The organism is Acinetobacter sp. YH01011 (genome assembly GCF_013420785.1).
Taxonomy (GTDB): domain Bacteria; phylum Pseudomonadota; class Gammaproteobacteria; order Pseudomonadales; family Moraxellaceae; genus Acinetobacter; species Acinetobacter towneri.
This window is the reverse complement of record NZ_VOYG01000014.1, coordinates 33,481-57,569: the sequence shown is the minus strand read 5'-3', so window position 1 is coordinate 57,569 and position 24,089 is coordinate 33,481. Positions and strand designations below refer to the sequence as shown.

At 44.1% G+C, this 24,089-nt stretch carries 22 protein-coding genes; 11 read left to right on the top strand and 11 right to left on the bottom strand.

Features of this window, described 5'->3' with window-relative positions; genetic code table 11:
* Window positions 1–12: 12 nt before the first annotated feature.
* Together FTT78_RS10525 and FTT78_RS10520 are read right to left on the bottom strand one after the other, a co-directional pair.
* A complete protein-coding gene (locus FTT78_RS10525; RefSeq protein WP_180044222.1) occupies window positions 13–1,869 on the bottom strand; it encodes a ferrous iron transporter B in 1,857 nt (618 codons plus the stop codon).
* Entirely contained in the window at window positions 1,866–2,126 is a 261-nt protein-coding gene (locus tag FTT78_RS10520) for a FeoA family protein (RefSeq protein ID WP_004975713.1), read from the bottom strand. Before FTT78_RS10520 ends, FTT78_RS10525 begins: the two co-directional genes overlap by 4 nt.
* A gap of 185 nt (window positions 2,127–2,311) precedes the next feature.
* On the opposite strand from FTT78_RS10520, the gene xerD reads away from it, so the two are divergent.
* The 4 genes from xerD (at window position 2,312) to thrC (ending at window position 6,896) form a co-directional block, all read left to right on the top strand.
* Complete coding sequence (gene xerD / locus FTT78_RS10515) at window positions 2,312–3,229, top strand: site-specific tyrosine recombinase XerD (RefSeq protein ID WP_004975712.1); 918 nt, start codon at window positions 2,312–2,314, stop codon at window positions 3,227–3,229.
* Between the two features lie 150 nt (window positions 3,230–3,379).
* Window positions 3,380–4,195, top strand: coding sequence for a DsbC family protein (locus FTT78_RS10510; RefSeq protein ID WP_004975709.1), 816 nt, complete (start codon window positions 3,380–3,382; stop codon window positions 4,193–4,195).
* A 199-nt stretch (window positions 4,196–4,394) separates the two neighbouring features.
* The gene (locus FTT78_RS10505) at window positions 4,395–5,699 is read left to right on the top strand and encodes a homoserine dehydrogenase (RefSeq protein WP_004975708.1); all 1,305 of its coding nucleotides are present in this window, start codon (window positions 4,395–4,397) and stop codon (window positions 5,697–5,699) included.
* Window positions 5,700–5,756: 57 nt separating this feature from the next.
* Window positions 5,757–6,896: a threonine synthase gene (thrC, locus tag FTT78_RS10500; protein WP_004975706.1), complete on the top strand. Its 1,140-nt coding sequence runs from the start codon at window positions 5,757–5,759 to the stop codon at window positions 6,894–6,896.
* Window positions 6,897–7,016: 120 nt separating this feature from the next.
* Here thrC and FTT78_RS10495 read toward each other — a convergent pair whose 3' ends face one another.
* Window positions 7,017–8,108 carry a serine hydrolase gene (locus FTT78_RS10495; RefSeq protein WP_131260992.1) on the bottom strand — a complete coding sequence of 364 codons (1,092 nt, stop codon included), beginning with the start codon at window positions 8,106–8,108 and terminating at the stop codon, window positions 7,017–7,019.
* 215 nt (window positions 8,109–8,323) lie between these two features.
* Between FTT78_RS10495 and FTT78_RS10490 the strand changes: the two genes are divergently transcribed.
* The 3 genes from FTT78_RS10490 to FTT78_RS10480 all read left to right on the top strand — a co-directional run bounded on the left by FTT78_RS10490 (window position 8,324) and on the right by FTT78_RS10480 (window position 12,065).
* The gene (locus FTT78_RS10490) at window positions 8,324–8,959 is read left to right on the top strand and encodes a response regulator (RefSeq protein WP_004975702.1); all 636 of its coding nucleotides are present in this window, start codon (window positions 8,324–8,326) and stop codon (window positions 8,957–8,959) included.
* A gap of 40 nt (window positions 8,960–8,999) precedes the next feature.
* Window positions 9,000–10,562 (top strand): PAS domain-containing sensor histidine kinase, encoded by a 1,563-nt coding sequence (locus tag FTT78_RS10485; protein ID WP_180044224.1) that lies wholly within the window; start codon window positions 9,000–9,002, stop codon window positions 10,560–10,562.
* Window positions 10,563–10,631: 69 nt separating this feature from the next.
* Window positions 10,632–12,065, top strand: a complete 1,434-nt coding sequence (locus tag FTT78_RS10480) for a sigma-54 dependent transcriptional regulator (RefSeq protein ID WP_180044226.1) — start codon at window positions 10,632–10,634, stop codon at window positions 12,063–12,065.
* A 49-nt stretch (window positions 12,066–12,114) separates the two neighbouring features.
* Here the strand turns inward: FTT78_RS10480 and FTT78_RS10475 are convergent, their stop codons facing one another.
* From FTT78_RS10475 to lptF, 4 genes are all read right to left on the bottom strand, one after another.
* Window positions 12,115–13,278: a S41 family peptidase gene (locus FTT78_RS10475; RefSeq protein WP_136144310.1), complete on the bottom strand. Its 1,164-nt coding sequence runs from the start codon at window positions 13,276–13,278 to the stop codon at window positions 12,115–12,117.
* Between the two features lie 24 nt (window positions 13,279–13,302).
* Window positions 13,303–14,850, bottom strand: a complete 1,548-nt coding sequence (gene gpmI / locus FTT78_RS10470) for a 2,3-bisphosphoglycerate-independent phosphoglycerate mutase (protein ID WP_180044228.1) — start codon at window positions 14,848–14,850, stop codon at window positions 13,303–13,305.
* 145 nt (window positions 14,851–14,995) lie between these two features.
* Window positions 14,996–16,066 (bottom strand): LPS export ABC transporter permease LptG, encoded by a 1,071-nt coding sequence (lptG, locus tag FTT78_RS10465; protein WP_004975683.1) that lies wholly within the window; start codon window positions 16,064–16,066, stop codon window positions 14,996–14,998.
* Window position 16,067: 1 nt separating this feature from the next.
* A complete protein-coding gene (gene lptF / locus FTT78_RS10460; RefSeq protein ID WP_004975682.1) occupies window positions 16,068–17,168 on the bottom strand; it encodes an LPS export ABC transporter permease LptF in 1,101 nt (366 codons plus the stop codon).
* A 158-nt stretch (window positions 17,169–17,326) separates the two neighbouring features.
* Here lptF and FTT78_RS10455 point away from each other — a divergent pair, with 158 nt between their 5' ends.
* The 4 genes from FTT78_RS10455 to FTT78_RS10440 all read left to right on the top strand — a co-directional run bounded on the left by FTT78_RS10455 (window position 17,327) and on the right by FTT78_RS10440 (window position 20,207).
* Complete coding sequence (locus tag FTT78_RS10455) at window positions 17,327–18,775, top strand: leucyl aminopeptidase (RefSeq protein ID WP_154321289.1); 1,449 nt, start codon at window positions 17,327–17,329, stop codon at window positions 18,773–18,775.
* On the top strand, window positions 18,768–19,175 hold the full coding sequence (locus FTT78_RS10450; protein ID WP_131260997.1) for a DNA polymerase III subunit chi: 408 nt from the start codon (window positions 18,768–18,770) through the stop codon (window positions 19,173–19,175). Before FTT78_RS10455 ends, FTT78_RS10450 begins: the two co-directional genes overlap by 8 nt.
* Before the next feature lie 48 nt (window positions 19,176–19,223).
* Window positions 19,224–19,844: a hypothetical protein gene (locus tag FTT78_RS10445; RefSeq protein WP_004975677.1), complete on the top strand. Its 621-nt coding sequence runs from the start codon at window positions 19,224–19,226 to the stop codon at window positions 19,842–19,844.
* Window positions 19,845–19,988: 144 nt separating this feature from the next.
* Complete coding sequence (locus FTT78_RS10440; RefSeq protein WP_004975675.1) at window positions 19,989–20,207, top strand: hypothetical protein; 219 nt, start codon at window positions 19,989–19,991, stop codon at window positions 20,205–20,207.
* 109 nt (window positions 20,208–20,316) lie between these two features.
* On the opposite strand, the gene FTT78_RS10435 is transcribed toward FTT78_RS10440, so the two are convergent.
* From FTT78_RS10435 to ribD, 4 genes are all read right to left on the bottom strand, one after another.
* Window positions 20,317–20,862, bottom strand: coding sequence for a VTT domain-containing protein (locus tag FTT78_RS10435; protein WP_180044230.1), 546 nt, complete (start codon window positions 20,860–20,862; stop codon window positions 20,317–20,319).
* 123 nt (window positions 20,863–20,985) lie between these two features.
* Window positions 20,986–21,645, bottom strand: a complete 660-nt coding sequence (locus tag FTT78_RS10430) for a riboflavin synthase (protein WP_104852910.1) — start codon at window positions 21,643–21,645, stop codon at window positions 20,986–20,988.
* Window positions 21,646–21,679: 34 nt separating this feature from the next.
* Window positions 21,680–22,972, bottom strand: a complete 1,293-nt coding sequence (locus tag FTT78_RS10425) for a DNA adenine methylase (protein WP_179989572.1) — start codon at window positions 22,970–22,972, stop codon at window positions 21,680–21,682.
* Window positions 22,969–24,069, bottom strand: coding sequence for a bifunctional diaminohydroxyphosphoribosylaminopyrimidine deaminase/5-amino-6-(5-phosphoribosylamino)uracil reductase RibD (gene ribD, locus FTT78_RS10420; RefSeq protein ID WP_179989603.1), 1,101 nt, complete (start codon window positions 24,067–24,069; stop codon window positions 22,969–22,971). The genes FTT78_RS10425 and ribD overlap by 4 nt, the downstream gene beginning before the upstream one ends.
* Window positions 24,070–24,089 lie beyond the last annotated feature (20 nt).

The window sequence follows — 24,089 nt, the reverse complement described above, 5'->3', positions numbered from 1 at the left end:
CAGGCATGTGCCTTAACCCAACAAATACGATGCCGTTTGATAAGTCAGGAATGACATGAAATAAGCCAAACCAAATAGATAGCAGGTCATAATACTGACCGTACGCCATGATCCTGTTTCGCGTTTTACTGTTGCTAAAGTTGCCAAACAATGCGGTGCATAAATAAACCACACCAATAACGATAAACCCGTTGCCAATGACCAGCCCAGTTCACCACCACCACTAATTAAAGCAGCCAAACCTTGGGACATGGCATCTTCATCCACTGCAGATAAGGCATAGACTGTGCCTAATGCAGCCACCACCACTTCACGCGCTGCCATCGCAGGAATCAAGGCAATCACGATCTGCCAGTTAAAGCCCACAGGAGCAAAAATTGGCTGTAATACATGCCCCAGCATCCCTGCAAAACTATAGTCAATTGCAGGCATGGTCGCGCCTTCAGGCGGCTGCGGGAACGTACACAAGAACCACAATAAAATCGACAGTGCAAAAATAATGCCACCGACACGCTTTAAGAAAATTTTGGCGCGATCTAGCAAACCAATCCAAACACTTTTTAGGTCTGGAAAACGGTAACTTGGTAGTTCCATCAACAAGACATGCTCAGATTTATCTTTTTGCAAAAATTTAAGCACAAAAGATACGCCCAAGGCACTCACAATGCCTGCCATATACAGACCGAACAAGACCAGACCTTGTAAATTAAACATGCCCCATACAGTTTGATTGGGAATGAATGCTGCGATGAGTAAGGCATATACAGGCAAGCGCGCAGAACAAGTCATTAACGGCGCAACCATAATCGTGGTTAAACGATCACGTGGGTCAGCAATACTACGTGTTGCCATAATGCCCGGCACTGCACAGGCAAAACTAGACAGCAATGGAATAAAGGCACGACCACTCAAACCTGCGCTAAACATCAGCTTATCGAGCAAGAATGCGGCACGTGGCAAATAACCCGATTCCTCTAAAATTAAAATAAACAGGAACAGAATTAAAATTTGCGGCAAGAACACCACCACACCGCCTGCGCCCGCAATAATGCCATCCACAATCAAGCTGTTCAGCAAGGGATGGCTAATGTTTTCGCCAATCACTTCACCTAGCCAGCCAAATAAACTTTCGATGCCATCCATAAACGGTGCAGCCCAAGCAAATACCGCTTGGAAGACAACAAACATCATCACCGCAAGGCTGACTAAACCGAATACAGGATGTAAAAAAATTTTATCGAGGAAGTCGGAGCGTTTGTCTTCTTGATCTACAAAGTGCACCACATCATGCAAAATGGTTTGAATCCGTTGATGCTGACTGCCTGTTAAGCCTGTCAATTCTGTCTGCGGAACAGCAAATTTGCCCTGATCTAAGGCATGCATTAAGTTTTGAATACCTGAATCACGCACTGCCACGGTTTCCACCACAGGTACACCCAAACGCTCAGACAATTTTTGCGTATTAATTTGCATCCCGCGGCGGCGTGCTTCATCCATCATGTTGAGTACCAACAAAATCGGACGTCCCAACTCAATCATTTCAAGCACCAAACCCAAATGCAGTTTTAAGTTGGTCGCATCGACCACACACAAAAATGCATCTTGCTGCCCTTCTTCAGCAATTTTGCCTTGTACCACATCTCGAGTAATGGCTTCGTCGGGACTGGTGGCTTCTAAACTATAAGTTCCGGGCAAATCCAACACCCGCACCGCCTGTCCCGAAGGCAAGGTGAATTGCCCGACTTTACGCTCTACGGTCACGCCTGCGTAGTTGCCAACTTTTTGACGTGTCCCTGTCAAATGGTTAAATAAAGATGTTTTACCGCAGTTTGGATTCCCTACAAGTGCGATACGTAAGGCATCGCTCATGCGGACACCCCTTGTTCAATTTCAATGCGTTCAGCTTCTACTTTGCGCAAAGCAAAACGGGTAAATCCCACTTGAATCAGGATTGGATCACCACCAAAAATACCTTTGGTAATCACCTGCACCTGCGTACCCGGCACAAAACCCAGTGTTTCTAAGCGGTTTGCCACCAAGTCACTAAGGGATGTTCCACCATCGGCGGTACGTAATACCTGACGGATGATGGCTGTTTGTTTTGCTTTAAGTTCTGACAAACGCACCGTGAAATTCCTATACCATTTTGCATATTATAACATGCAAATGAGAACAATTAACAAATAAGGTCGACTTACATTTAAATGCTTTATATCACATCGACAGCCTTGCTGAATTGGATTAGAGTAGAAAATAACGCTGCTTATTATCGAATTTCTCAATTAATTTTGTGATTTCGTCTGTGATTCCTATGCTGAACAAAAAACCTCGTATTCCTGCTGCAATACAAATTCCAGAAGCTTTGAGCTTTTTGGAAGGCTATCGCAACGATTTAATCGCGCAAAGTGTCAGCCCGCATACCCGCAATGCCTATCTGTCCGATTTAATTCAATGCAGTGACTATGTCAGCAAACCCATGCCTGAATGGAATCATGACGATATTTCAGATGTACTCATCGAACTCACCAAACAACAAAAAAGCCCCCGCTCTATTGCACGCTGCCTGTCTGCACTACGTTCTTTTTATAAATTTTTAAGAGAGCACAAACTGCGCTCTGACAACCCTGTTGCTGCGCATAAAACCCCAAAATTAGGTCGTGCCTTACCCAAAGATTTATCTGAAGCCGATGTTGAAGCCTTAATTCACGCTCCTGACATCAACACTGCACTCGGATTACGAGATCGTGCCATGCTTGAAGTCTTATATGCTTGCGGTTTACGAGTGACGGAATTGCTGAATTTACGTTTAGAATTAATCAACCTAAAACAAGGCTATTTACGAATTGTAGGTAAAGGCAATAAAGAGCGTTTGGTGCCTATGGGACAAGTCGCTTGTGAATGGATAGAAAAATATTTAACCGAGTCGCGTCCGCAACTGTATAAAAGTGCCACCGATTATCTATTTTTAACGGTGCATGGCGGCATTATGAGCCGACAAAATTTTTGGTATGCCATTAAACGCTATGCCCTGCAAGCAGGCATTCAAGCCGAGTTATCGCCACACACGTTAAGACATGCCTTTGCCACACACTTACTCAATCATGGGGCAGATTTACGTGTGGTACAAATGCTGCTCGGGCACAGCGATTTATCCACTACACAAATTTATACCCACGTTGCACAAATCCGTATGCAGCAATTGCATGCCCAACATCATCCACGGGCTTAAAAAAACAAAAACGACGTAGAAGCATAGGGTCTGTTGACACTTCATCTATGAACGTAAGCCATTTATGAAATGGCAACAGACCCTAACGATCACGAATATTTTTTGTTATGCTAACGCTCTATTTTTTATGCCAACAAGAAAGGGTTGTTTATGACATTTACCCGCTCGACACTTTTGATTGCCTGTTCACTGGCAAGTGCTTTTGCAATCACCGCATGTTCAAATGCAAACAATGAAGATAAAAAGCAAACCACACTCACCGCCAGTGCGCCTGCAACGGGTGAAGCATCAACCCTAATTGAACGCAATGCACAACAGCGTTTAAGTACAACCTTGCAGCAACATTTTAAAACTGCAGGTATCAACGCCAAAATTACCGACATTAAAGCCACTGAAGTTCCAAATTTATTTTGGGTGAGTCTTGAAGGCATGTCATCGGTCTATGCCACCAGTGATGGCAAATACATTATTCAGGGCGATGTGATCCGTTTAGGTGACAAAGAACTACATAACGTCAGTGAAAACCTGCAAGCAGGCGTGAACAAGAAAATTTTTGCTGAATTAAAACAGGAAGATTTATTGGTATTCCCTGCCAAAGGCAAAACCAAACACGTCATTTATGTATTTACCGATGTCAGCTGTCCATATTGCCATCGTCTACATGAACAAATGGATGAAATGAATGGTAAAGGCATTGAAGTCCGTTACATTGCTTGGCCGCGTGGTGAACAGCACATGCCTGCTATGGAAGCAATTTGGTGTAGCGAAGATCGTCACGCTGCCTTTAATCAGGTCATGAATGGCGCACAAATTGCACCTGCCAACTGTAAAAACCCTGTTCGTGCTCAGTATCAATTGGGCTTAAATATGGGCGTCAATGGCACACCTGCGATTTATAATGCCGAAGGCGTATATTTAGGCGGCTATCTGTCTACCGCTGAATTGATCAAGCGCTTAGACAAATAAAAATAGCGGATCTGTGGATGCTGCATCATCCCAATACACCAAGACGTAGCATCTATGAAGCCAATATAAATAACGATTTTTTATGCGTTATTTTACTTTTTTTTATACTGTGAAGATAAGTGAGATCTGCCCTAGAGTCAGCGCGTTTTTTTAGCTATGATCTAGGCTTGCTTAAAGTTATTAAAATATGGAGTGTGACGTGAAACCAGTTCGTCTGGCAATCCTCGGTCTTGGTACTGTGGGTGGTGGTGCCCTTAAACTATTAAAAGAAAATGCTGCTGAGATTAGACGTCGCACCGGTCGTGAAATTGAAATCACTTATGTGGGAACACGTCGTCCGCGTCCTGACCTAAACTTGCCTGAATCGGTCAAGCAAAGCTCCGACTTGATGGACATTGTCCGTCAACCCGATGTAGACGTGGTGGTTGAAGTGATGGGCGGTATTCACCCTGCTTATGACGTGATCATGGAAGCCATGAAGCACGGCAAACAAGTAGTGACAGCCAACAAAGCCCTACTTGCAGAACACGGCAATGAGCTATTTAAAGCAGCTGAAGACAATGCCGTACAAATTGCCTATGAAGCTGCGGTTGCAGGTGGTATTCCAATTATTAAAGTCATCCGTGAAGGTTTGGCTGCCAACAAAATTGAATGGTTGGCAGGCATCATCAACGGTACAGGCAACTTCATTTTAAGTGAAATGCGTGAAAAAGGTCGTGCATTTGAAGATGTACTGAAAGAAGCACAAGAATTAGGCTATGCCGAAGCCGATCCGACTTTTGACGTCGAAGGTATTGATGCTGCTCACAAACTGACTATTTTGGCTTCATGTGCATTTGGTATTCCGCTACAGTTTGACAAAGTCTTTACCGAAGGTATTGGCAAAGTGACCGCGCAAGATGTGAAATATGCCGAAGAACTCGGTTTCCGCATCAAACACTTGGGTATTGCCCGTCGTACCGATAAAGGTATTGAACTGCGTGTTCACCCAACTTTAATTCCTGAAGAAGAATTGATTGCCAATGTTAATGGCGTGAAAAACGCGGTCTTGGTACAAGCCAATGCGGTTGGTCCAACGCTCTATTATGGCGCAGGTGCAGGTGCAGGCCCAACAGCCTCTGCAGTAGTTGCAGATGTCGTTGATATTGTCCGTGACATTTCTTATACCGAAGATGGCGCAGGTACAATTCCGCAATTGGCATTTGAAGCCTTAACCGACTTGCCAATTTTAAGCCGTGAAGAAATGACCACGGGTTACTACATTCGCATTAATGCCGAAGACCAAACTGGCGTACTTGCTGATGTGACCACTATTTTAAGCCGCGCGGGAATCAGTATTGATGCCATCATGCAGCAATCACGCTTAAAAGACCTTATTCCTATCGTGATTCTGACTGACCCAGTCCTAGAATCAAAAATGGATGAAGCGTTACAACAAATTCAAGCATTGCCAACCATTCATGGCGAAATTGTACGAATTCGTTTAGAATCGCTTGATAATTAATCGGGTGGAGGGGAGTATTTCCCCTTGCCAAGCTCTACACACAATTGGAACATCATCATGTCGAATGCCAATCGTTATACTGGTTTAGTTGACCGTTATCGTGACCGTTTACCAGTGTCTGCAACCACACGTGCAATCTCTCTAGGCGAAGGAAACACGCCACTGATTAAGCTTGAGAATATTCCACGCATTATTGGTAAAGATGTTGAAATTTATGTGAAGTATGAAGGCTTAAACCCGACAGGTTCATTTAAAGACCGTGGTATGACCATGGCAGTTACTAAAGCAGTTGAAGAAGGTTCAAAAGCCATTATCTGTGCATCTACAGGTAATACTTCTGCTGCTGCTGCTGCCTATGCTGCACGTGCAGGCATCAAAGCATTCGTTTTAATTCCTGAAGGCAAAATTGCCATGGGTAAAATGGCACAAGCGATGATGTACGGTGCCATCACCATGCAAATCCGCGGTAACTTTGACGATGGTATGCGTCTAGTTAAAGAAGTTGCTGACCAAGCACCTGTGACCATTGTGAACTCGATCAACCCTTACCGCCTACAAGGTCAAAAGACCATTGCGTATGAAATTGTAGATGAGTTAGGTCGTGCACCAGATTACCACTGCTTACCTGTAGGTAACGCAGGCAACATTACTGCACACTGGATGGGTTATACCGAAGCGGTTGCCAACCAATCTGCCGATCAATTCGAGCAAGTGGTCTATGACGCAGCAACGGACAAATTCACAGGTCCAAACCCTGAAGGCCGCCCAATCATGGTGGGTTATCAAGCGTCTGGCGCTGCGCCATTCTTACGTGGTGCGCCTGTAGAAAACCCTGAAACTGTTGCAACTGCAATTCGTATTGGTAACCCACAAAGCTGGAACCATGCCAAAGCCGTTGTACGCGATTCAGAAGGTTGGTTTGATGAGCTAACTGATGCTGAAATCTTAGAAGCACAACGCATGCTTTCAATGTATGAAGGCGTATTTGTTGAGCCTGCATCTGCTGCGTCTATTGGTGGTGCAATGCGCGACATCAAAGCAGGTAAAATCAAAGAAGGTTCTGTGATTGTATGTACCGTAACAGGTAACGGTCTGAAAGATCCTGACACTGCAATGAAACAATGTGCAGATGCGGTGATGCTCTCTATTGATGCTACAATGCAACAAGTAAAAGACTCTATCCTTTCAAACATGTAAGTTTTGAATCGTGATCAAAAAAACCTGCATTAGCAGGTTTTTTTGTATTTGGAATCATGCAACTTTAACGGAAGTTGAGTCATACGATTGATAACTCAACGCTCCAAGCTGAATGTGCTCTTAAATACGTTTAGGTAACTGGCTTGCCCAACTCATTAAGCGAGTTGCATCATTGGTACGTGCTTGTGAAGTATCTGCACCCAAAAGCACCACCACTGCAGGACGGTTATTCAAAGTGGTATGCATCACCACACAACGCCCTGCTTCATTGATATAGCCTGTTTTAGACAGATTAATATTCCAACCACCATTACGTACCAGTGCATTGGTATTGTTAGATTTTAAAACACGATAACCCAAGTTAAAGTCATAGGTTGGCGTGGTTGAGAATTGGCGAATCAAACCATATTGCGAAGCGGTGCTGACCAAAATACCCAAATCACGCGCAGAAGATACATTACGTGGGTCTAAGCCTGTTGCTTCGGTAAAACGGGTAGAATGCATGCCCAATTCACGCGCTTTAGCATTCATTGCGGCTACAAAGGCATTTTTCCCACCTGGATAAGTACGTGCCAACGCTGCTGCTGCAGGATTTTCAGATTTCATTAATGCAAACAGTAACGCTTCGGCACGGTTTAACTTGTCGCCCACACGCAAAGTTGAGCTTGAGTTTTTACCTGCTGCACCTGCAAAATCAATCGATTGCAAAGTGATTTGTTCAGACATATTCAAACGTGCATCAGAAGTCACCACGGCAGTCATCACCTTGGTCACAGATGCAATAGGTAATGCCACATTGGTATTTTTGCTATACAGCACTTCACCTGTTTGCGCATCCATCACCAAAGCCGCACGTGCATTAACTGATGGTTGGTTGCTATAAGCAGAGGTATCTAAAATACGGACTGTTTTAGGCGCAGTGGAAGCAGGCGCAACACCATTGCTACTACGCACTGTAGTGGTAATTTTCGTTGAACCTGGCGGAGTAGGTTCAGCAACATAGCTCTCTGGCGCAGCCTGAGCGCTCGCACTGGTACTTTCCAGATCACCATTTAAGAATTGATCGGCTTGCTCCGAAGACCAACTTAAGGTCGCCTGACCGTCGCTCCCAGAGGAAGGATTGATGACAAGTTCAGCAAAACTGACAGAACTTAGGCTGAACATCATAGATGCGACCAGCACATGCATGAACGACTTCTTAGAATTTTTCACGACTGCTTACTCAACTCAGGGAGGTAAGATACATTTGCGTATTACCTCAAATATGCCTTACATTTAAAAATACAACAATGAATCGTTTTTGACACCATATTGTGCAGAACTTTTCATTCTAGATTAAGAATAGCATTGCTAATTTTGTCGTTTCATTGCAAGCTAATTTTGCTTTATGTAACAAAAAAGATGATTTTTTCAAAGGGAGAGTGTAGGTGATCACAGTTTTAGTAGTCGACGATCATGAATTGGTACGTACTGGGATTTGCCGTATGCTCGAAGACCATGCCGATGTGCAGGTGATTGGACAAGCTGAATCGGGTGAAGAAGCGATTACCTTAGTGCGTCAGCATCATCCCAATGTGGTGTTGTTAGATGTGAACATGCCTGGGATTGGAGGCGTAGAAACCACACGTCGTCTATTGCAAACTGCACCAGACACTAAGGTCTTGGCGGTGAGTGGTTTGGCAGAAGAACCCTACCCTTCTTTATTGCTGAAAGCAGGTGCAAAAGGCTATATCACCAAAGGCGCACCTGTCAGTGAAATGGTACGTGCCATTAAAAAAGTCATGCAGGGCGGTAAATACTTCAGTGCCGACATTGCCGAACAACTGGCAAGTTCATACTTATCTGACACACAACAATCGCCTTTTGATAGTCTTTCAGAACGTGAAATGCAAGTGGCGATGATGGTGGTGAATTGTATTAGCGCACAGGAAATTGCCGATAAGTTGTTTGTCAGTGTAAAAACCGTAAATACCTATCGTTACCGTATTTTTGAAAAATTAAATATTGATAGTGATGTCAAACTGACTCACCTTGCCATTCGTTATGGACTGATTAAACCCTAAATTTTCAACGCTGTTGATGCACAAATAAGACCTTTACGATATGCCAGATTTAAAACAACATTCTGAGTTAAATCAGTATCATCTTGGCATGTGGTATGGTACTTACCGACTGCTGATTGCCTTTTGTTTGCTGCTGATTACCCTACTCACCTTTCAGCAGCTTGGCACACAATATCAGCACCCGGGTTTATATCTGTATACCTTGGTCTGCTATTTTATTTTTAGCTGCCTGCAACTGATCAGCTATAAATATATTCCTTTTAAAAGCACGCAACAACTGACCCTGTTTTTTGCAGTCGATATTATCGCGCTCAGTAGCCTGACTTTTGCCAGCGATGGCCCTAATTTATATTTAAGTCTGCTGTTTGCGATCACGATTTTTGCAGCATCACTCTTGCTGCAAAAGCGTAAAGCCTTAGCCATTACCCTCATCGCGATGATTATGGTGATTTACCAACACTTTGTTGGGAGTTTGCTGGACTTTTCATCGCTAAATAATATTGGTCAAAGTGCGCTATTGGCATTTTTATTTTGGGTGGTTTATGGCAGTGGACGTATTGCAGTACGGCGTTTCCAAATTTTAGAAAATCTAAATTTTTCGCAATCTTTGGAATTAAACCGCCTACAAAATATCAACCGTTATATTTTAGAACAAACCGAAATGGGCTATTTGGTTTTAGATGAAAATTGCTATGTCGTCCTCAGTAACCCTGCAGCCTGTCATCTGTTGGGGATTCATCCTAAATATGCGCACGCGACCTATCCATTGTATAAAATTCAGCCCGATTTATTTGATCTGTTCAAATTTGATCAATTGCAAGATGGAGAAAAATTTCAATTCGAGTCGCAACTGAGTCATTTTCATGTGCATATTCAGGTACAAAAACTCAAAGTGCCACATCAAACGCTGACTTTATTGGCGCTGCAGGATGGACGTAAAATCAATCAGCAAGTCCAGCAACTCAAATTAGCCGCCTTAGGACAACTCTCTGCCAGTATTGCGCACGAAATTCGCAACCCGTTGGCAGCCATTGTACAAGCCAACAATTTATTTACAGGCAGTGATGCTGCACAGCAACAATTGCTGTCGGACATGATCAGCAAACAAGCGACACGGATTGATAAGATTATTCACGACACGCTGAGTATGGTCAAAAATAAACAAACCACGCCTGTCGCGATTCAGCTCAATCAATTTTTGCCACAATTCATTCAGGAAGATTTACCTGATGCAGCGAGTCAAATTCAGCTTACACTGACCGAACCACTGAGCATCCAGTTTGATGAATCACAGTTTCGCCAAGTGCTAATTAATCTGATTCGTAACGCCATTCGACACAATGCTGCACAGCAGCCCATTGAGATTACGGCCTATCCGCAAGCAACTTATATTTATATTGATGTGCGGGATTTTGGTGCAGGTGTCGCCAGTCAAGATCTCCTCTATCTGTTCCAGCCATTTTTCAGTACCGAAATCAATGGAACTGGTTTAGGATTGTATCTATCGCATAGTTTTTGCGAGGCGAATCAAGCCAAGCTGAGCTATGTAGAACAAGAACAAGGCGCATGTTTCAGGATGAAATGTCTACGTGCCATTGAATAAACGCGATTGATATTGGATCAATCTTGTTGCTGTGGTTTTGATTTAATTTTGTGTGGTTTTGGGGAAAATATGCACGCTGTTCAACCTTTGGTTTTATTGGTCGATGACGAAGAAGACCTTTGTACCCTCATGCAGATGACTTTGGCACGTATGGGGATTCAAACCCATGTCGCGTATCGTTTAGCACAAGCCAAGCAATTATTGGCAGAACATCAGTACGATGCTTGCTTAACCGACTTAAACCTGCCCGATGGCAATGGCTTGCAACTGGTTGAATGGATTTCCGAACAATATCCGAATGTACCTGTTGCCGTATTGACCGCCTACGGCAATATGGATATTGCGATTGCTGCTTTAAAAGCAGGTGCATTTGACTTTGTCAGCAAGCCTGTCAATCAAATACATTTACAGCAACTCCTTGAAAAAGCACTGAATAAACCTTTCGACACCACCGATCATCACAGCCAAGATCAGCTTGAATATAAAATGTTGATTGGGCAATCTTTGCCTATTCAGCAATTGCGCAGCACCATCAAAAAAATTGCGCGCTCGCAAGCGCCTGTATTTATTACAGGCGAATCAGGTACGGGGAAAGAAGTTGTCGCCAATTTGGTTCACCGTTTAAGTAACCGCAACGAAGGACCATTTATTGCAATTAACTGTGGTGCAATCCCCACCGAACTCATGGAAAGCGAGCTATTTGGACACAAAAAAGGTAGCTTTACAGGAGCGACTCAAGACAAACAAGGTCTGATTCAATCTGCACATGGTGGCAGCTTATTTTTAGATGAAATTGCCGAACTGCCACTGAGCATGCAAGTCAAAATGCTGCGTGCCGTTCAGGAAAAGCGCATCCGTCCTGTGGGTTCAGATAGTGAAATTGATGTCGATTTTCGTGTGATCAGCGCCAGTCATCAGGACTTAGAAAGTTTGGTTCAGCAAGGACGTTTCCGTCAGGATTTATTCTTCCGTATTCACGTGATGGATTTGGTCTTGCCTGCCTTGCGTGAACGTGGACAAGATATTCTGTTATTGGCAGACCACTTCATTCAAAAAGTTGCACAAGAATGGGACATTCCTGCCAAACAACTGACACCTCGTGCCCAGCAATTTTTATTAGAACAGTACTATCCGGGTAATGTGCGTGAGTTACGCAATATTATTGAACGTGCCATTACCCTGAGTGATGATGATGTTATTGATCTCAAACACTTACAAACCGCACCCTTGCGCCAATTCAGTATGAGCAATACAGCAACCACTGAACCACAACCTACAGCAGAAACACCACAGCAGATCGTGACAGATGTATTGCTGACAGGACGCAAACTGCCTGAAGAAGGTTTAGAAGCCTACTTGGAAAAAGTAGAAAAAGACATTTTACTGAATGCGCTGCACCTGACCCACTGGAACCGTACGTTGGCAGCAAAAAAATTGGGCATGTCTTTCCGTTCTTTGCGCTATCGTCTGAAAAAGTTTGGATTAGATACTGAAGATGAGTAAACGCTAAACAATGAAGACTGTCTAAAAATACGTGTTACTCAGATGAGACTTAACGGCGGCTCAGCAGTAAATCTGCCACATGCTCAAGATAAGCCTCTTCTTTCATTTCAGGACTTTGAATATATTGCTGATTCGGCTGAATCCCAACCCCTTCAATCATTTGCTCGCGTGGGGTGTAATAATGCGAAACCGTCATTTGTAAGGCAGCACCATCGCTAAGTGGGAACAGCTTTTGCACCACCCCCTTGCCATAACTTTTTTCGCCCATCACCCAAGCGCGTGAATGGTCTTTTAAAGCACCGGTAAAGACTTCTGCCGCAGATGCAGAGCGATGATTAATCAGTACTCCGACTTTTAAATTTTGAAATTCAAAGCTAGGTAACGCCTGAAATTGTTGATCGCCTTCAGAACGACTTTTGGTCGATACAATCACACCCTGATTTAAAAATAAATCGGCAGATTCCACCGCAGCAGACAGTAAGCCTCCTGGGTTATTACGCAGATCAATCAATACGGCTTTTAAGCGTGGCGTGCTATGTTCTTCAATTAAGCGTTTAATTTCATTGGCGGTGTCTTGCTGAAACACACGTACTTTTAACAACAAGACCTGATTAGAAAGCATCTGCGCCTGAATATCGGTTTCTACTTTTTTGTTGCGTACCAACATAATTTCAGGCTGATTGGCTGCACGTTGTACGCTTACAGTCGATCCCACTGAGCCTGTGAGCAGGTTATTGACCTGATCTGCACTCAGCTTTTTCAGTTCTTGGTTATCAATTTTAAATAGGCTGTCGCCATTCTTCAGCCCTTGTTTAGCCGAGTCGGCATTGGCACTTAAATTTTGAATGACCCAATGTTGCTGGGCAGCGTCATAGCGCAAAGTAAAATCAACCGAGGCCAAGTCGCCTTCGGTATATTGTAAAAGTTGTTTATATTCTTCAGCAGTTAAATAGCGTGAATAACGATCTAAACCGCTCACCAAGCCACGAATGGCTTGCTGAAACAAGGCATCATCACTTTTTTCAGTCACATAGTTGTCTTTGACAATGCCATAGATTTGCACAAATTCCTGTATCGACTCTACAGGCACATCGACATAGTCCTGTTGTAGTGTAGGGCCATCTAACTCCAAATCTGGCGCAGCCCAAACACTCGAATGACTGGCACACAACACGCTTGCCAACACAACCGCATAAATTTTGTGAGCCGTCATTCCATCATCTACCTGTCTCGAGGGTTATGCCTGTAGGCGAATTAAGTTGCGACCTTGCATATCTGCTGGCACTGGCAATTGCATCAAATTCAATAAAGTTGGTGCAACATCTGCCAACACACCACCTTCCAAAATGGTGGCCTGAGTTGGGCCTACATAAATGAATGGCACCAATTCAGTGGTGTGCTGAGTATGTACCTGACCACTGTCATAGTCTTGCATTTGCTCGACGTTACCATGATCAGCTGTAATAATCATGTGACCTTGTTTCGCCATCACCGCTTCATAAACGCGACCCAAACAGGTATCTACTGCTTCCACTGCTTTGACAGCTGCATCAAACACACCAGTATGACCGACCATATCGCCATTGGCATAGTTCACCACCAACAAATCATATTCACCTGAATTAATGGCTGCAACCAGTTCATCAGTCACTTCATAAGCGCTCATTTCAGGTTTTAAGTCGTAGGTTGCTACGTTTGGCGATGGAATCAGGATACGTTTTTCACCCGGATATTCATCTTCACGACCACCACTAAAGAAGAACGTCACGTGTGCGTATTTTTCAGTTTCAGCAATACGCAATTGCGTTTTGCCCAAGTCTGACAAATATTCACCAATGGAGTTTTTCAAATCTTCTGGCATGTACGCCACTGGCGCAGCAATGCTGGCTTGATAACGGGTCAGCATCACAAATTTAGACAATTGCGGCACAACTTTACGTTCAAAACCAGCAAAGTTTTGCTCCACAAAAGCTTTGGTCAATTCACGTGCCCGGTCAGCACGGAAGTTCATAAACACCACGCTGTCGCCATCTTGAATTTTGGCAATTTCACCAATACGGGTGGCTTTAACAAACTCATCGCTTTCATCTGCCGCATAAGCCGCTGCCAAGCCTTCAACCGCAGTTGCCGCAGTGCGTACTGCCTCACCTTCGGTAAGTAGACGATAGGCTTGTTCTACACGATCCCAACGGTTGTCACGATCCATCGCATAGTAACGACCAATCAGGCTGGCAATACGACCTTGATTTGGATATTGTGCAAATAATGCGTCCAATTTTTCCAAAGAAGGCTGCGCGCTTTTGGGTGGCGTATCACGGCCATCTAAAAAGGCATGTAGATAAACTTTTGCACCACGTTTTAATGCCAATTCTGCCATCGCCACGATATGATCTTCATGCGAATGCACACCGCCTTCAGACAATAAACCAAGCAGATGCACTGCACCGTTGGCTGCTTTGGCTTTTTCTACCGCATCGACCAACACTTCATGTTCAAAGAAAGCGCCTGTACGAATGTCTTTGGTAATACGGGTAAAGTCTTGGTACAACACACGTCCTGCACCCAAGTTCATGTGACCAACTTCAGAGTTACCCATTTGACCATCTGGCAAGCCCACATCTTCACCTGAACCAGAGATCAAACCATGCGGATGCTTTTCCTGCATAGCAGTCAAATTTGGTCGTTTCGCTGCTAAAAACGCGTTGTCTTCGACCGCTTCGCGATGACCCACACCATCCATAATCACCAATACGTGAGGGATTTTGCCAGCAGTTGCATCCGCCATAATCAATACTCTTTTTCGTCTACAAATTAATCATGCTATCTTAACGAATTTTGCGTCAAGACTCTATGTTCAGAAGATGGTTTCCGCCACTGATTCAGATAGGTTTACCCAATCATACGGAAAAAGCAGCAGCATCGGCCCGCACTTAACGCGCACGATGCAGTAAGTAACCGCCGATGACAAACATCAGAATAATAGGAATAAATACGAACCACGCAGGCGATGGTGCATAGACCAAGCTGGCATAGCCCAAGAAATCCTGTAAATAAAAGAAGGTTAAGCCGACAAATAAAGCAATCACCAAACGGAAACCCATAGATTGCTGACGTAACGGCCCAAAAATAAAGGAGCAAGCAATCACCACCAAAGCAATCAGCGCAAAGGGTGCACCAAGTTTTTGCCAGAACGCCAGTTGGTAGGTTTTGGGTACTTGGCTGTATTCATGCATATAACTCATGAAACTGACCAATTGACTTGGGGATAAATCTTCAGGGTCGATGGTGACCATGTGCACATATTTCGGTTGCAATGCTAAAGCCAAAGCCTGTTCGCTGTTTTTAGCTAAAGTCGCGTTGCCCGCCTGCAAAATATCCATCTGTTCAGTTTGATTGAGCAACCAACTACCGTCTTTAACAAACTGTCCCTGATCTGCAGACAATGTACCACGCAAGCGATAGTTATCATCAAAATCGACCACTTGTACATTTTTGAGCTGCCCTTGGGCATTGGCGTAGTCAATATAAATAAAACGATTGCCTTCGCGCGACCAATAGCCACGAACTTCACCCAGCTCAGCGACGCTACGGTGACTTTTAACACTTTTGGCTTGTTCATTGGTGTATGGAATCACCCATTCACTGAGCACAAAAGACAGCAGTACCAATACCATGGCGGAACGAATCACCCATCCCACAATACGCCACAGGCTAATCCCTGCAGAACGCATCACAATCAATTCGCTGTTGGATGCCAACGTACCCAAGCCTAACACTGCGCCAATCAAGGCAGAAATCGGCAAAATTTCATAGAGATAATTTGGCGCACCCCACAATACATACAGCAATGCCTGCCATGCACTATAGTTTTCATTGAGTGAACCCAATTCGCCTAAATAGGTAAACAACACCTGCAAACCAGACAAAATTGCCGTTGCACCAAACATAGCCAGTGCAGTGGTCTTGGTGACGTGTTTTGCAACTATACGACGTGCCAACATCTTAAGACCTCACTCGCTGAATTTGCTGCTTAATTTTAGGTGCTAGTTTTTGTTTACGTGAGAACAAGGCTGCCGCAATCGCATAAGCCAACAACACCAACGGATAAGCAATCATGCCCATTTCTTGTTTGCTGATACGGGTTTTAACCGCCATGAGCGCCACAATCAAACTGGCGAAAATTAACAAGGCAGGAAACAGTTTTAAATAACGCCCCTGACGCGGACTAACTTCTGACAATGCCACGGCTAAAAACAACGCCACCACAATCGCAAAAGGCACAAAAATACGCCAGCCGAGTTCACTTGCGACCACAGGGTCTGCACGGTTTTTCCAAAGTTGCGAGGTGGTTAAGGCTTCTACTTCGGCACTTTCAAATTTGGCTTCTTTATCATTTTCTAAACGTAAACGATAACTTTGGAATTCTGCCTGTGAATATTTGGCTGTGCCCGGAAATATTTCATAACGACGCCCTTCGACCAAATCCACCACATTGGCAGGATCATTTTCCAACTCTACCCGTGTCGCTTCTTTTGCCAGAATCATGACATCAGGACGACCTGCTTTTTCTGCACGTTGATAGAAGAAAATATCTTTCAGGTTTTTACGATCTTCGGACAGATCGCCTGCGTAAATGGTATATGGCCCTGAAGAAATAAATTCTTTGGGTCGCACCAAATCAAAACCTGTGCGTACTGCCTGACTGGTGGTCAATGCTTCAAACTGACGCAGTCCCCACGGTGATGCCCACAGCATTAAGAAACCTTGAACGATTAGAAATACCAAGGTCATTGGCACCAATAAACGTGCCAGTTGATGCCGACTCACACCACTACTATTGAGCACCGCCATTTCATGGTCGACATATAAACGACCAAATACCAGCATCAAACCAATAAAGAAACCCAAAGGTAAGATCAGCGTCAAAAATTCAGGCAAGCGATAGCCAATGATGCTGAATAAAATACTCGCATCCAAACGCCCTTGTGCCGCCACGCCAAAATACTTGATCAAGCGACCACCCATCATGATCAAAGTCAGTAAGGCAATCACAACCAAGGATGTCGACACAACTTGCTTGACCAAATAACGCCGAATAATCAAATTATTTCTTCCAAAATGTGAGGGAATCCAATTCGCGTTAGTTTACCTGAATGTTGAAAATATAAAACCTATCGCCTTGTTATACATTGAAACTCGACGCATAAAAATGTTTCAATGGTTGCATAGTTTGCACATTTAGATAGGCATAAAATCCAGTGATTAAATTTAGCTTAAGTCCCTCATTCCAAGAACACAGCGCGAGTGAATCTTTGTCAATTTTAGTGGCTGCAGAACAGGTGCCACAGGCAACTGCTGCTTATCAAATCAAGGATTTAGACAGCATTATTCAAGCGACACAATTTAAAGCAGGCTTTAATGAAAGTTTAAGTTTGGTGGCTAGCGTTGTTGAATGCGCCAATAGCAACCTGATCGGTTTGGGTAAAACCGAAGAATTACCAGCCGCAAAGCTGGCAAAAATTGCACAAAGCATTATCAAATCTTCACAAAAAAAATTTAAACAGATCAGCATTGACTTGTCTGCCCTGCCTAGCGAGCTGCATTATGTATTTGCACTCAGCCTGACCCAAGCAGCCTATGCTTTTGATGAATACAAAAGCAAAAAGAATGAATTTCAGCTTGAACAAATCCATTTCATTGCCAATAACAGCCCACTCAGCGCAGATCAACTTCAATTGATTGAAGCCATGCAATCGGGTCAAAACATGGCACGTGACTTGGGCAACCGTCCGGGCAACATTTGTTTCCCTGAATATTTGGCAGAACAAGCTCAAGCACTTGCGGCAGAATATCCAGACCTACTCAAAGTCACCATTTTAGATGAAGCAGAAATGGCAGAATTAGGCATGGGCGCTTTCCTTGCAGTCAGTCAAGGTTCAGATCGTCCAGGGCGCATTATTAGCCTCGAATATCAAGCACAGCGTGATGAAGCACCTGTGGTATTGGTCGGTAAAGGCATCACCTTTGATACAGGCGGCATTTCACTCAAACCCGGCTTAGGGATGGATGAAATGAAATTTGATATGTGTGGTTCTGCTTCAGTTTTAGGCACCATGCGCGCGCTATGTGAAGCACGTTTACCTATCCATGTGGTCGGCACGATTGCCGCTGCAGAAAATATGCCGTCAGGCAAAGCCACTCGCCCGGGTGATATTGTGACCAGTATGAGCGGCCAAACCATCGAAATTTTAAATACCGATGCCGAAGGTCGTTTGGTGCTGTGCGATACCCTAACCTATGTGAAACGCTTCAACCCTGCTTTGGTGATTGATATTGCGACTTTAACAGGCGCTTGCGTGGTTGCACTCGGTTCGGTACTGACAGGCATGTTTACCCCAGATGATGAACTTGCGGCGGAATTGGATGCTGCGGGACACACTGCATTTGACCGTGTATGGCGTATGCCCGTGATTGACGATTACCAAGAACAACTGGATTCACCATTTGCCGATATTGGCAATATTGGTGGGCCTAAAGCAGGTTCAGTTACTGCAGCATGCTTCTTGCAACGCTTTACCCGTGACTATCGCTGGGCGCATCTAGACATTGCAGGCACTGCATGGAATTCAGGCAGCAATAAAGGCGCAACAGGTCGTCCTGTACCGTTATTGATGCAGTTCCTCGCACAACGTGCAAGCAATAATGGCTAAAGTTAGCTTTTATTTGTTTGAAAAAAGTCCTGAACGGCAAGTGGAAAGCACTTGCCGTTTATGCCGCAAAATTTTGCGGCAGCAGGCACGCATTTGGCTGCATTGCCCTGATCCAGAGTTACAGCAAATATTGGATGAGCGTCTGTGGAGTTTTGATGCCAGCAGTTTTATTCCGCATGGCATTAACCAAACACAGGCCAGCGTATGTATTTCTGCCGAATTACCGCAGCAATCGGACTGGATTGTGTTTAATTTTAACAGTCAGGCACTTGAAGCCTATGCAAAATTTAGTCACATTATTGAGATTATTGAAAATCACGAAGCAGCTAAAGTGCTTGGACGTGAAAAATTTAAACAATATCGACGTTTGGGCATAGAACCACAGACGTTTAAGCTTTAATTTTAAAACGTTTTTTTAAAAATACTGCTCAAAATAAGGAGAGATGCGGTGACTTTAAATGTCGGCTCAGATTTTAAACAGCGCTGGTTAACCGCGCCTCAGGCTGTGCGCCAGACATTTATGGATGATCTGCATCGAATTTGTGAGGTCTTGCAACCTGAAACGCAATTACACAACTGGATTGCAGAAGATCAGCGCGCTCAGCAACAATCACAGGAAAAAATTGAACAAGCCTATGCTGACCTGAAAGCACGTTTGATTGAAGAAGCACGGCAACGTCGCCAATTGGCACTCGAACTCAAATTAGAACAGCAACGTGCAGAACAAGCCGCTTATGCTGCACAGCTACAGCAAGATGAAGCGCAACGCTTTGCAGAACAAACTCAAGCACTTGAGTTGATGCGTCAAAGTCTGGATCAGGAAATTTCAAACTATACTGCACGTTATGAGCAAAATCCTGAATTACCTGCGGTGACTTTTAATCAAGCCGCAACTGCGGTAAGTGATGATCAAATTGTTTCTGAACTTGAAAGTGTACGTTTGCGTTTAGAGCTAGAAGCCGAAACTCAAATTGAGCAGGCGGTAACGATCTTTCGTGCGCGACTACATGCTGCAGCCCAAGAAGAAATTGACTATATCTTAAAAAATTCAAATTTTTCTAAAGAATAATTTTACTTTTTATCCCCAATTAGCCCAAAGTCTTAAGCCCAATGTCATCAAAATGAAATAATTTTGTCACATGATAATCATCCAGAAAAAGTTGAATTTTCAACTTTCATCTCCTTTAATGACTTTTGCAATCATGGGTTTCAAATGGATATCTTGACGAAAATTTCAGGCAAAATCGACCATCTTAATACGGGCGAACAGTGGAGTATTCGTGCTCAGGATTTATGGATCAGTCGTGCAGATTTCCAATCATTAAGCATGTACTTGTCTAAAGAAGCGGAAAAGGGTGAGTTTTCAATTCAAAGTAACGATACTTTTAGCCCGCGCTTGGGTGGCACAGAATTAATTGTCACCAAACACTAAAACTGAACCAGATCAAAAGTCCACACGGTGGGCTTTTTTTGTGGCCATCAATCCACTTTTTTAGTTATCGCGGTGGATTTAGAAGAAGAAAATAGAAAAAATGAGGAATTTAAATCCAATCACCCAACCAAGACAAAATATTACCCAAGCCATAACCTATTGCCATTAAAGAAAAAATCCATACGGCAGCACCCACCACATTATAAAAACTAAAGGTCGCCAAAGGCATGAGCCCTGACCCTGCAGCAAATGGTGCAAATGAACGAACAAACGGTATAAAACGCGCCATTAAAATAGTTTTGCCACCATGTTTCATAAAATAATGGTTGGTTTTGACAATATATTCAGGTTTGAAATAACGTGAATGTTGATGAAAATACTTCACCCCTAGAATTCGTCCAGTGTAATAGTTGACGCTATATCCCAAGACCGCAGCGACAAAAAGTAAAATCCCCATATAGTGCAAATGCACCACATCGGTGGTGGAACACAAGGCACCAATTGCGATCAGCAAACTATCGCCTGGTAAAAAGAACATGAACACAGAACCTGTTTCTGCAAAAATAATCAGAAACAAAATGGCATAGATCCACAGACCATAATTATCGAGTAATAATGGCAGCCAGTGTTCCAAATTCATTAAAAAATCAATCATCTACATTAAACCAAAGGGGTGTTTATGATGAAAAAAACATCTTTATCTTTTTAATTATCCCTAAAAACAAAAAAACAGTCTAATTTTTCAATCAGACTGTTTAAATTTCATTCGGCTCTGTGCTTATTTTAAAAAGCCATTTTCAGCCAAGAATTCCATGCTAATTTTAGATTGCTGCGTAGTTTCTGCAGCTTTATCACCCAAGAGCAAACGCTCAATATAACGCGCCAAGACATCCACTTCTAAATTGACTTTGCTGCCAACTTTCCATGTGCCAATATTGGTACGCTCTGCCGTGTGTGGAATTAAATTCAGACTGATAACACTGCCGCGTAAATGGTTAATGGTCAGGCTGATGCCATCGACGGTCACCGAACCTTTTTCTGCCAAATATTTGGCAATTTCTGCAGGTGCAGTCACTTCATAGTAAATTGAACGTGCATCTTCACGTACCAGCGTAATTTCACCGACTGCATCAACATGGCCACTTACGATATGTCCACCAAAACGTGTGGTCGGCAACATGGCTTTTTCGACATTGACAGGCTGACCCACTTTCCATGTGCCTAAAGTGGTACGGTTCAAACTTTCACGGGACACATCTGCGGCATACCAATTGTCGCCCCACTCGATCACAGTCAGGCAAATACCATTGGTGGCAATTGAATCCCCCAAATGCACATCCGACATATCCAAATCGGTCTGAATACGCAAACGTACATCACCGCCCACACTTTGCAGGCTTTCTACTTTACCTAAACTTTCAATAATGCCTGTAAACATAATCTTTTCTCTCATTCACTGAGGATTTGTGGATTTACCACAACGCCAATTGGGTACTCACACCTGAGGTATCTACACCACCCAATTCTGCAAAATGGTAAAGTTGCCCTAACAACTGGCGAATAGGTGGGCCTGACTTGGCATGCGTATCGGTAATCACAATAAATTCCAGCACGCGCGCACGCTCGGACTGACGCTGTTTACTCACGCGATAACGCGGAACATCTTGCGTCAATAACGTCACTCGACCGCGTTTTAAATTGGCTTGCAACAAGTCTGTGGCACTAATATTACCATCGGTAGAATAACTGGTCAGAATAAAACGTGCATTAATGGTGTCCAATAAGGTTTCATACGCCTCTTTGGCGTACTTAGATGAGTTGTATGGACTTGGACGTTCTTTGCGCCATGCACGGTCAATACCACTTTTAAAGCCTTTGGTGTCTGGGGTTGGTAAATCGACCTGATCCCACAAGGTTAAGGCATTTAAGACATGATAGTTACTGCTATAAGCATGTTGATTATACGGTGGGTCTAAATAAGCCACATCCACCTCAAAACCACTCATTTGATTGGCAAGATGCTGTGCATCGACACACCACATTTCTGCAGCAGGTTTATTTGGTTCACCAATGTCACAAAAACGACTTGGCGTGAGCCACAATAATGATTCTATTCGTTCGAGTGCAGTTTGAGTTTTGCCACCCCAGCCGTGGTGGAAGCTTTTAAACACCCCACTGGTATTACTGACAAAACTGGCAGAGTACAACAACGGCGCCAACAATGCCGACATCTCAACATCATCAATGGCACCCTGCGCTTGCCACGTAGCAATTTGCTGACGAATCGCATCTATGCGCATACCGTTACGACGTTTAAAGAATAAACGGTCACGACTTGGGTCATAAATTTCGTCATTGCGCGGACACAAATTATGCGTCACCCAGCCTTTGACTTCAGGCAAACGGTTCAAATAATCAATGGCTTTTTGATAGCCGCCTAATTCTTTAAACGCAGGTGCTTCAGTGCAGGCCAAAATCGCATGGTTTAAGGCATGGCTGTACGGTTCCCAGTCATTGGCAATTACCCGATAACCATTTTGGCGCGCCAAACGTGATACCACCCCTGAGCCTGCAAAAAAGTCGGCAAAAATTGGGGCACGACCATCTTTAGGATGTAGCGTTCCTGTCTGTTCAAGGGCTTCTAAAATCAGATGCAGTAAACGGCGTTTATTGCCCAAATAAGGCACCAATTGATGAAATAAGTATTCATCAGTGGTGCGTGCCGCATGACGACGTTTGTGATAAACCGTTGACTCTGAACTCATAGTGTCTCTTGAGAAGGAATTAACCTAAGGCGCACGTCATCACCCAATTGAGTGACGTCGCAAAGTTTAAATCGAAGTTGCTCTGCCATACGTTCAAATTCTGCATTAAACATGGCACGTGCTGATTGCCCTAATAATGTAGGCGCCACATAACTAATGACTTCATCGACCAAGCCTTCCTGCAAGAAAGCGGTAGATAAAGTTGCGCCTGCCTCAACCAGTACATCATAAATTTGATGCTGTTTGACCAGTTCAGCCAGCAAGCTTGCCAAAGGCTGTACCGCCAATTGTATCACGCCTAAGGCTGCCAACTCTGCACGATACGGCCCCATCACCATCACGGTTTCAGGTTGCTGCAGAATTTGTGCAGTCAGCGCTAACCGCCCCTGACGGTCTAAAATAATCCGTTTTGGCTGTACCACATTGTGAAGATCATCCACTGCCAACTGACGTACATTGAGCAGACAGTCATCGGCCAGTACCGTATCAACACCCGTAATGACCGCTGCAGAAATTGCACGCCAATGTTGCACATCTGCACGTGCTGCTGCCCCTGTAATCCATTTGGATTCACCCGAGGCCATGGCCGTGCGACCATCCAAACTGGAGGCAATTTTTAAACGCACATAAGGCATACCTGTAGCCATAGCTTTTAAAAAGCCTGAATTTAACTGCGCTGCTTCGGCTTCTGCCACGCCCACACTAACCTGAATACCTGCATCCTGTAGAATCTGAACACCTTTACCTGCCACCAATGGATTTGGGTCTGGACAAGCCACAACCACTTTGGCCACGCCTGCATCGACCAAGGCTTTGGCACATGGTGGTGTGCGCCCATAGTGTGCACAAGGTTCCAAAGTCACATAAGCAGTTGCACCCTGCGCTTGTTCAGCGGCCTGACGCAAAGCAAAGACTTCGGCATGTGGCTGTCCTGCACGAGGATGGAAACCTTCGCCCAATAATTGGGCATCTTTAACAATAACGCAGCCCACGTTCGGATTTGGCTTGGTGCTGTATTGCCCCAAACGTGCCAGTTCAATGGCACGACGCATCCAAAAAAGATCATCAGGTTGCGCGTCAGTATTGAGTTCAGTCATGGATGATGGATGCTGTGGAA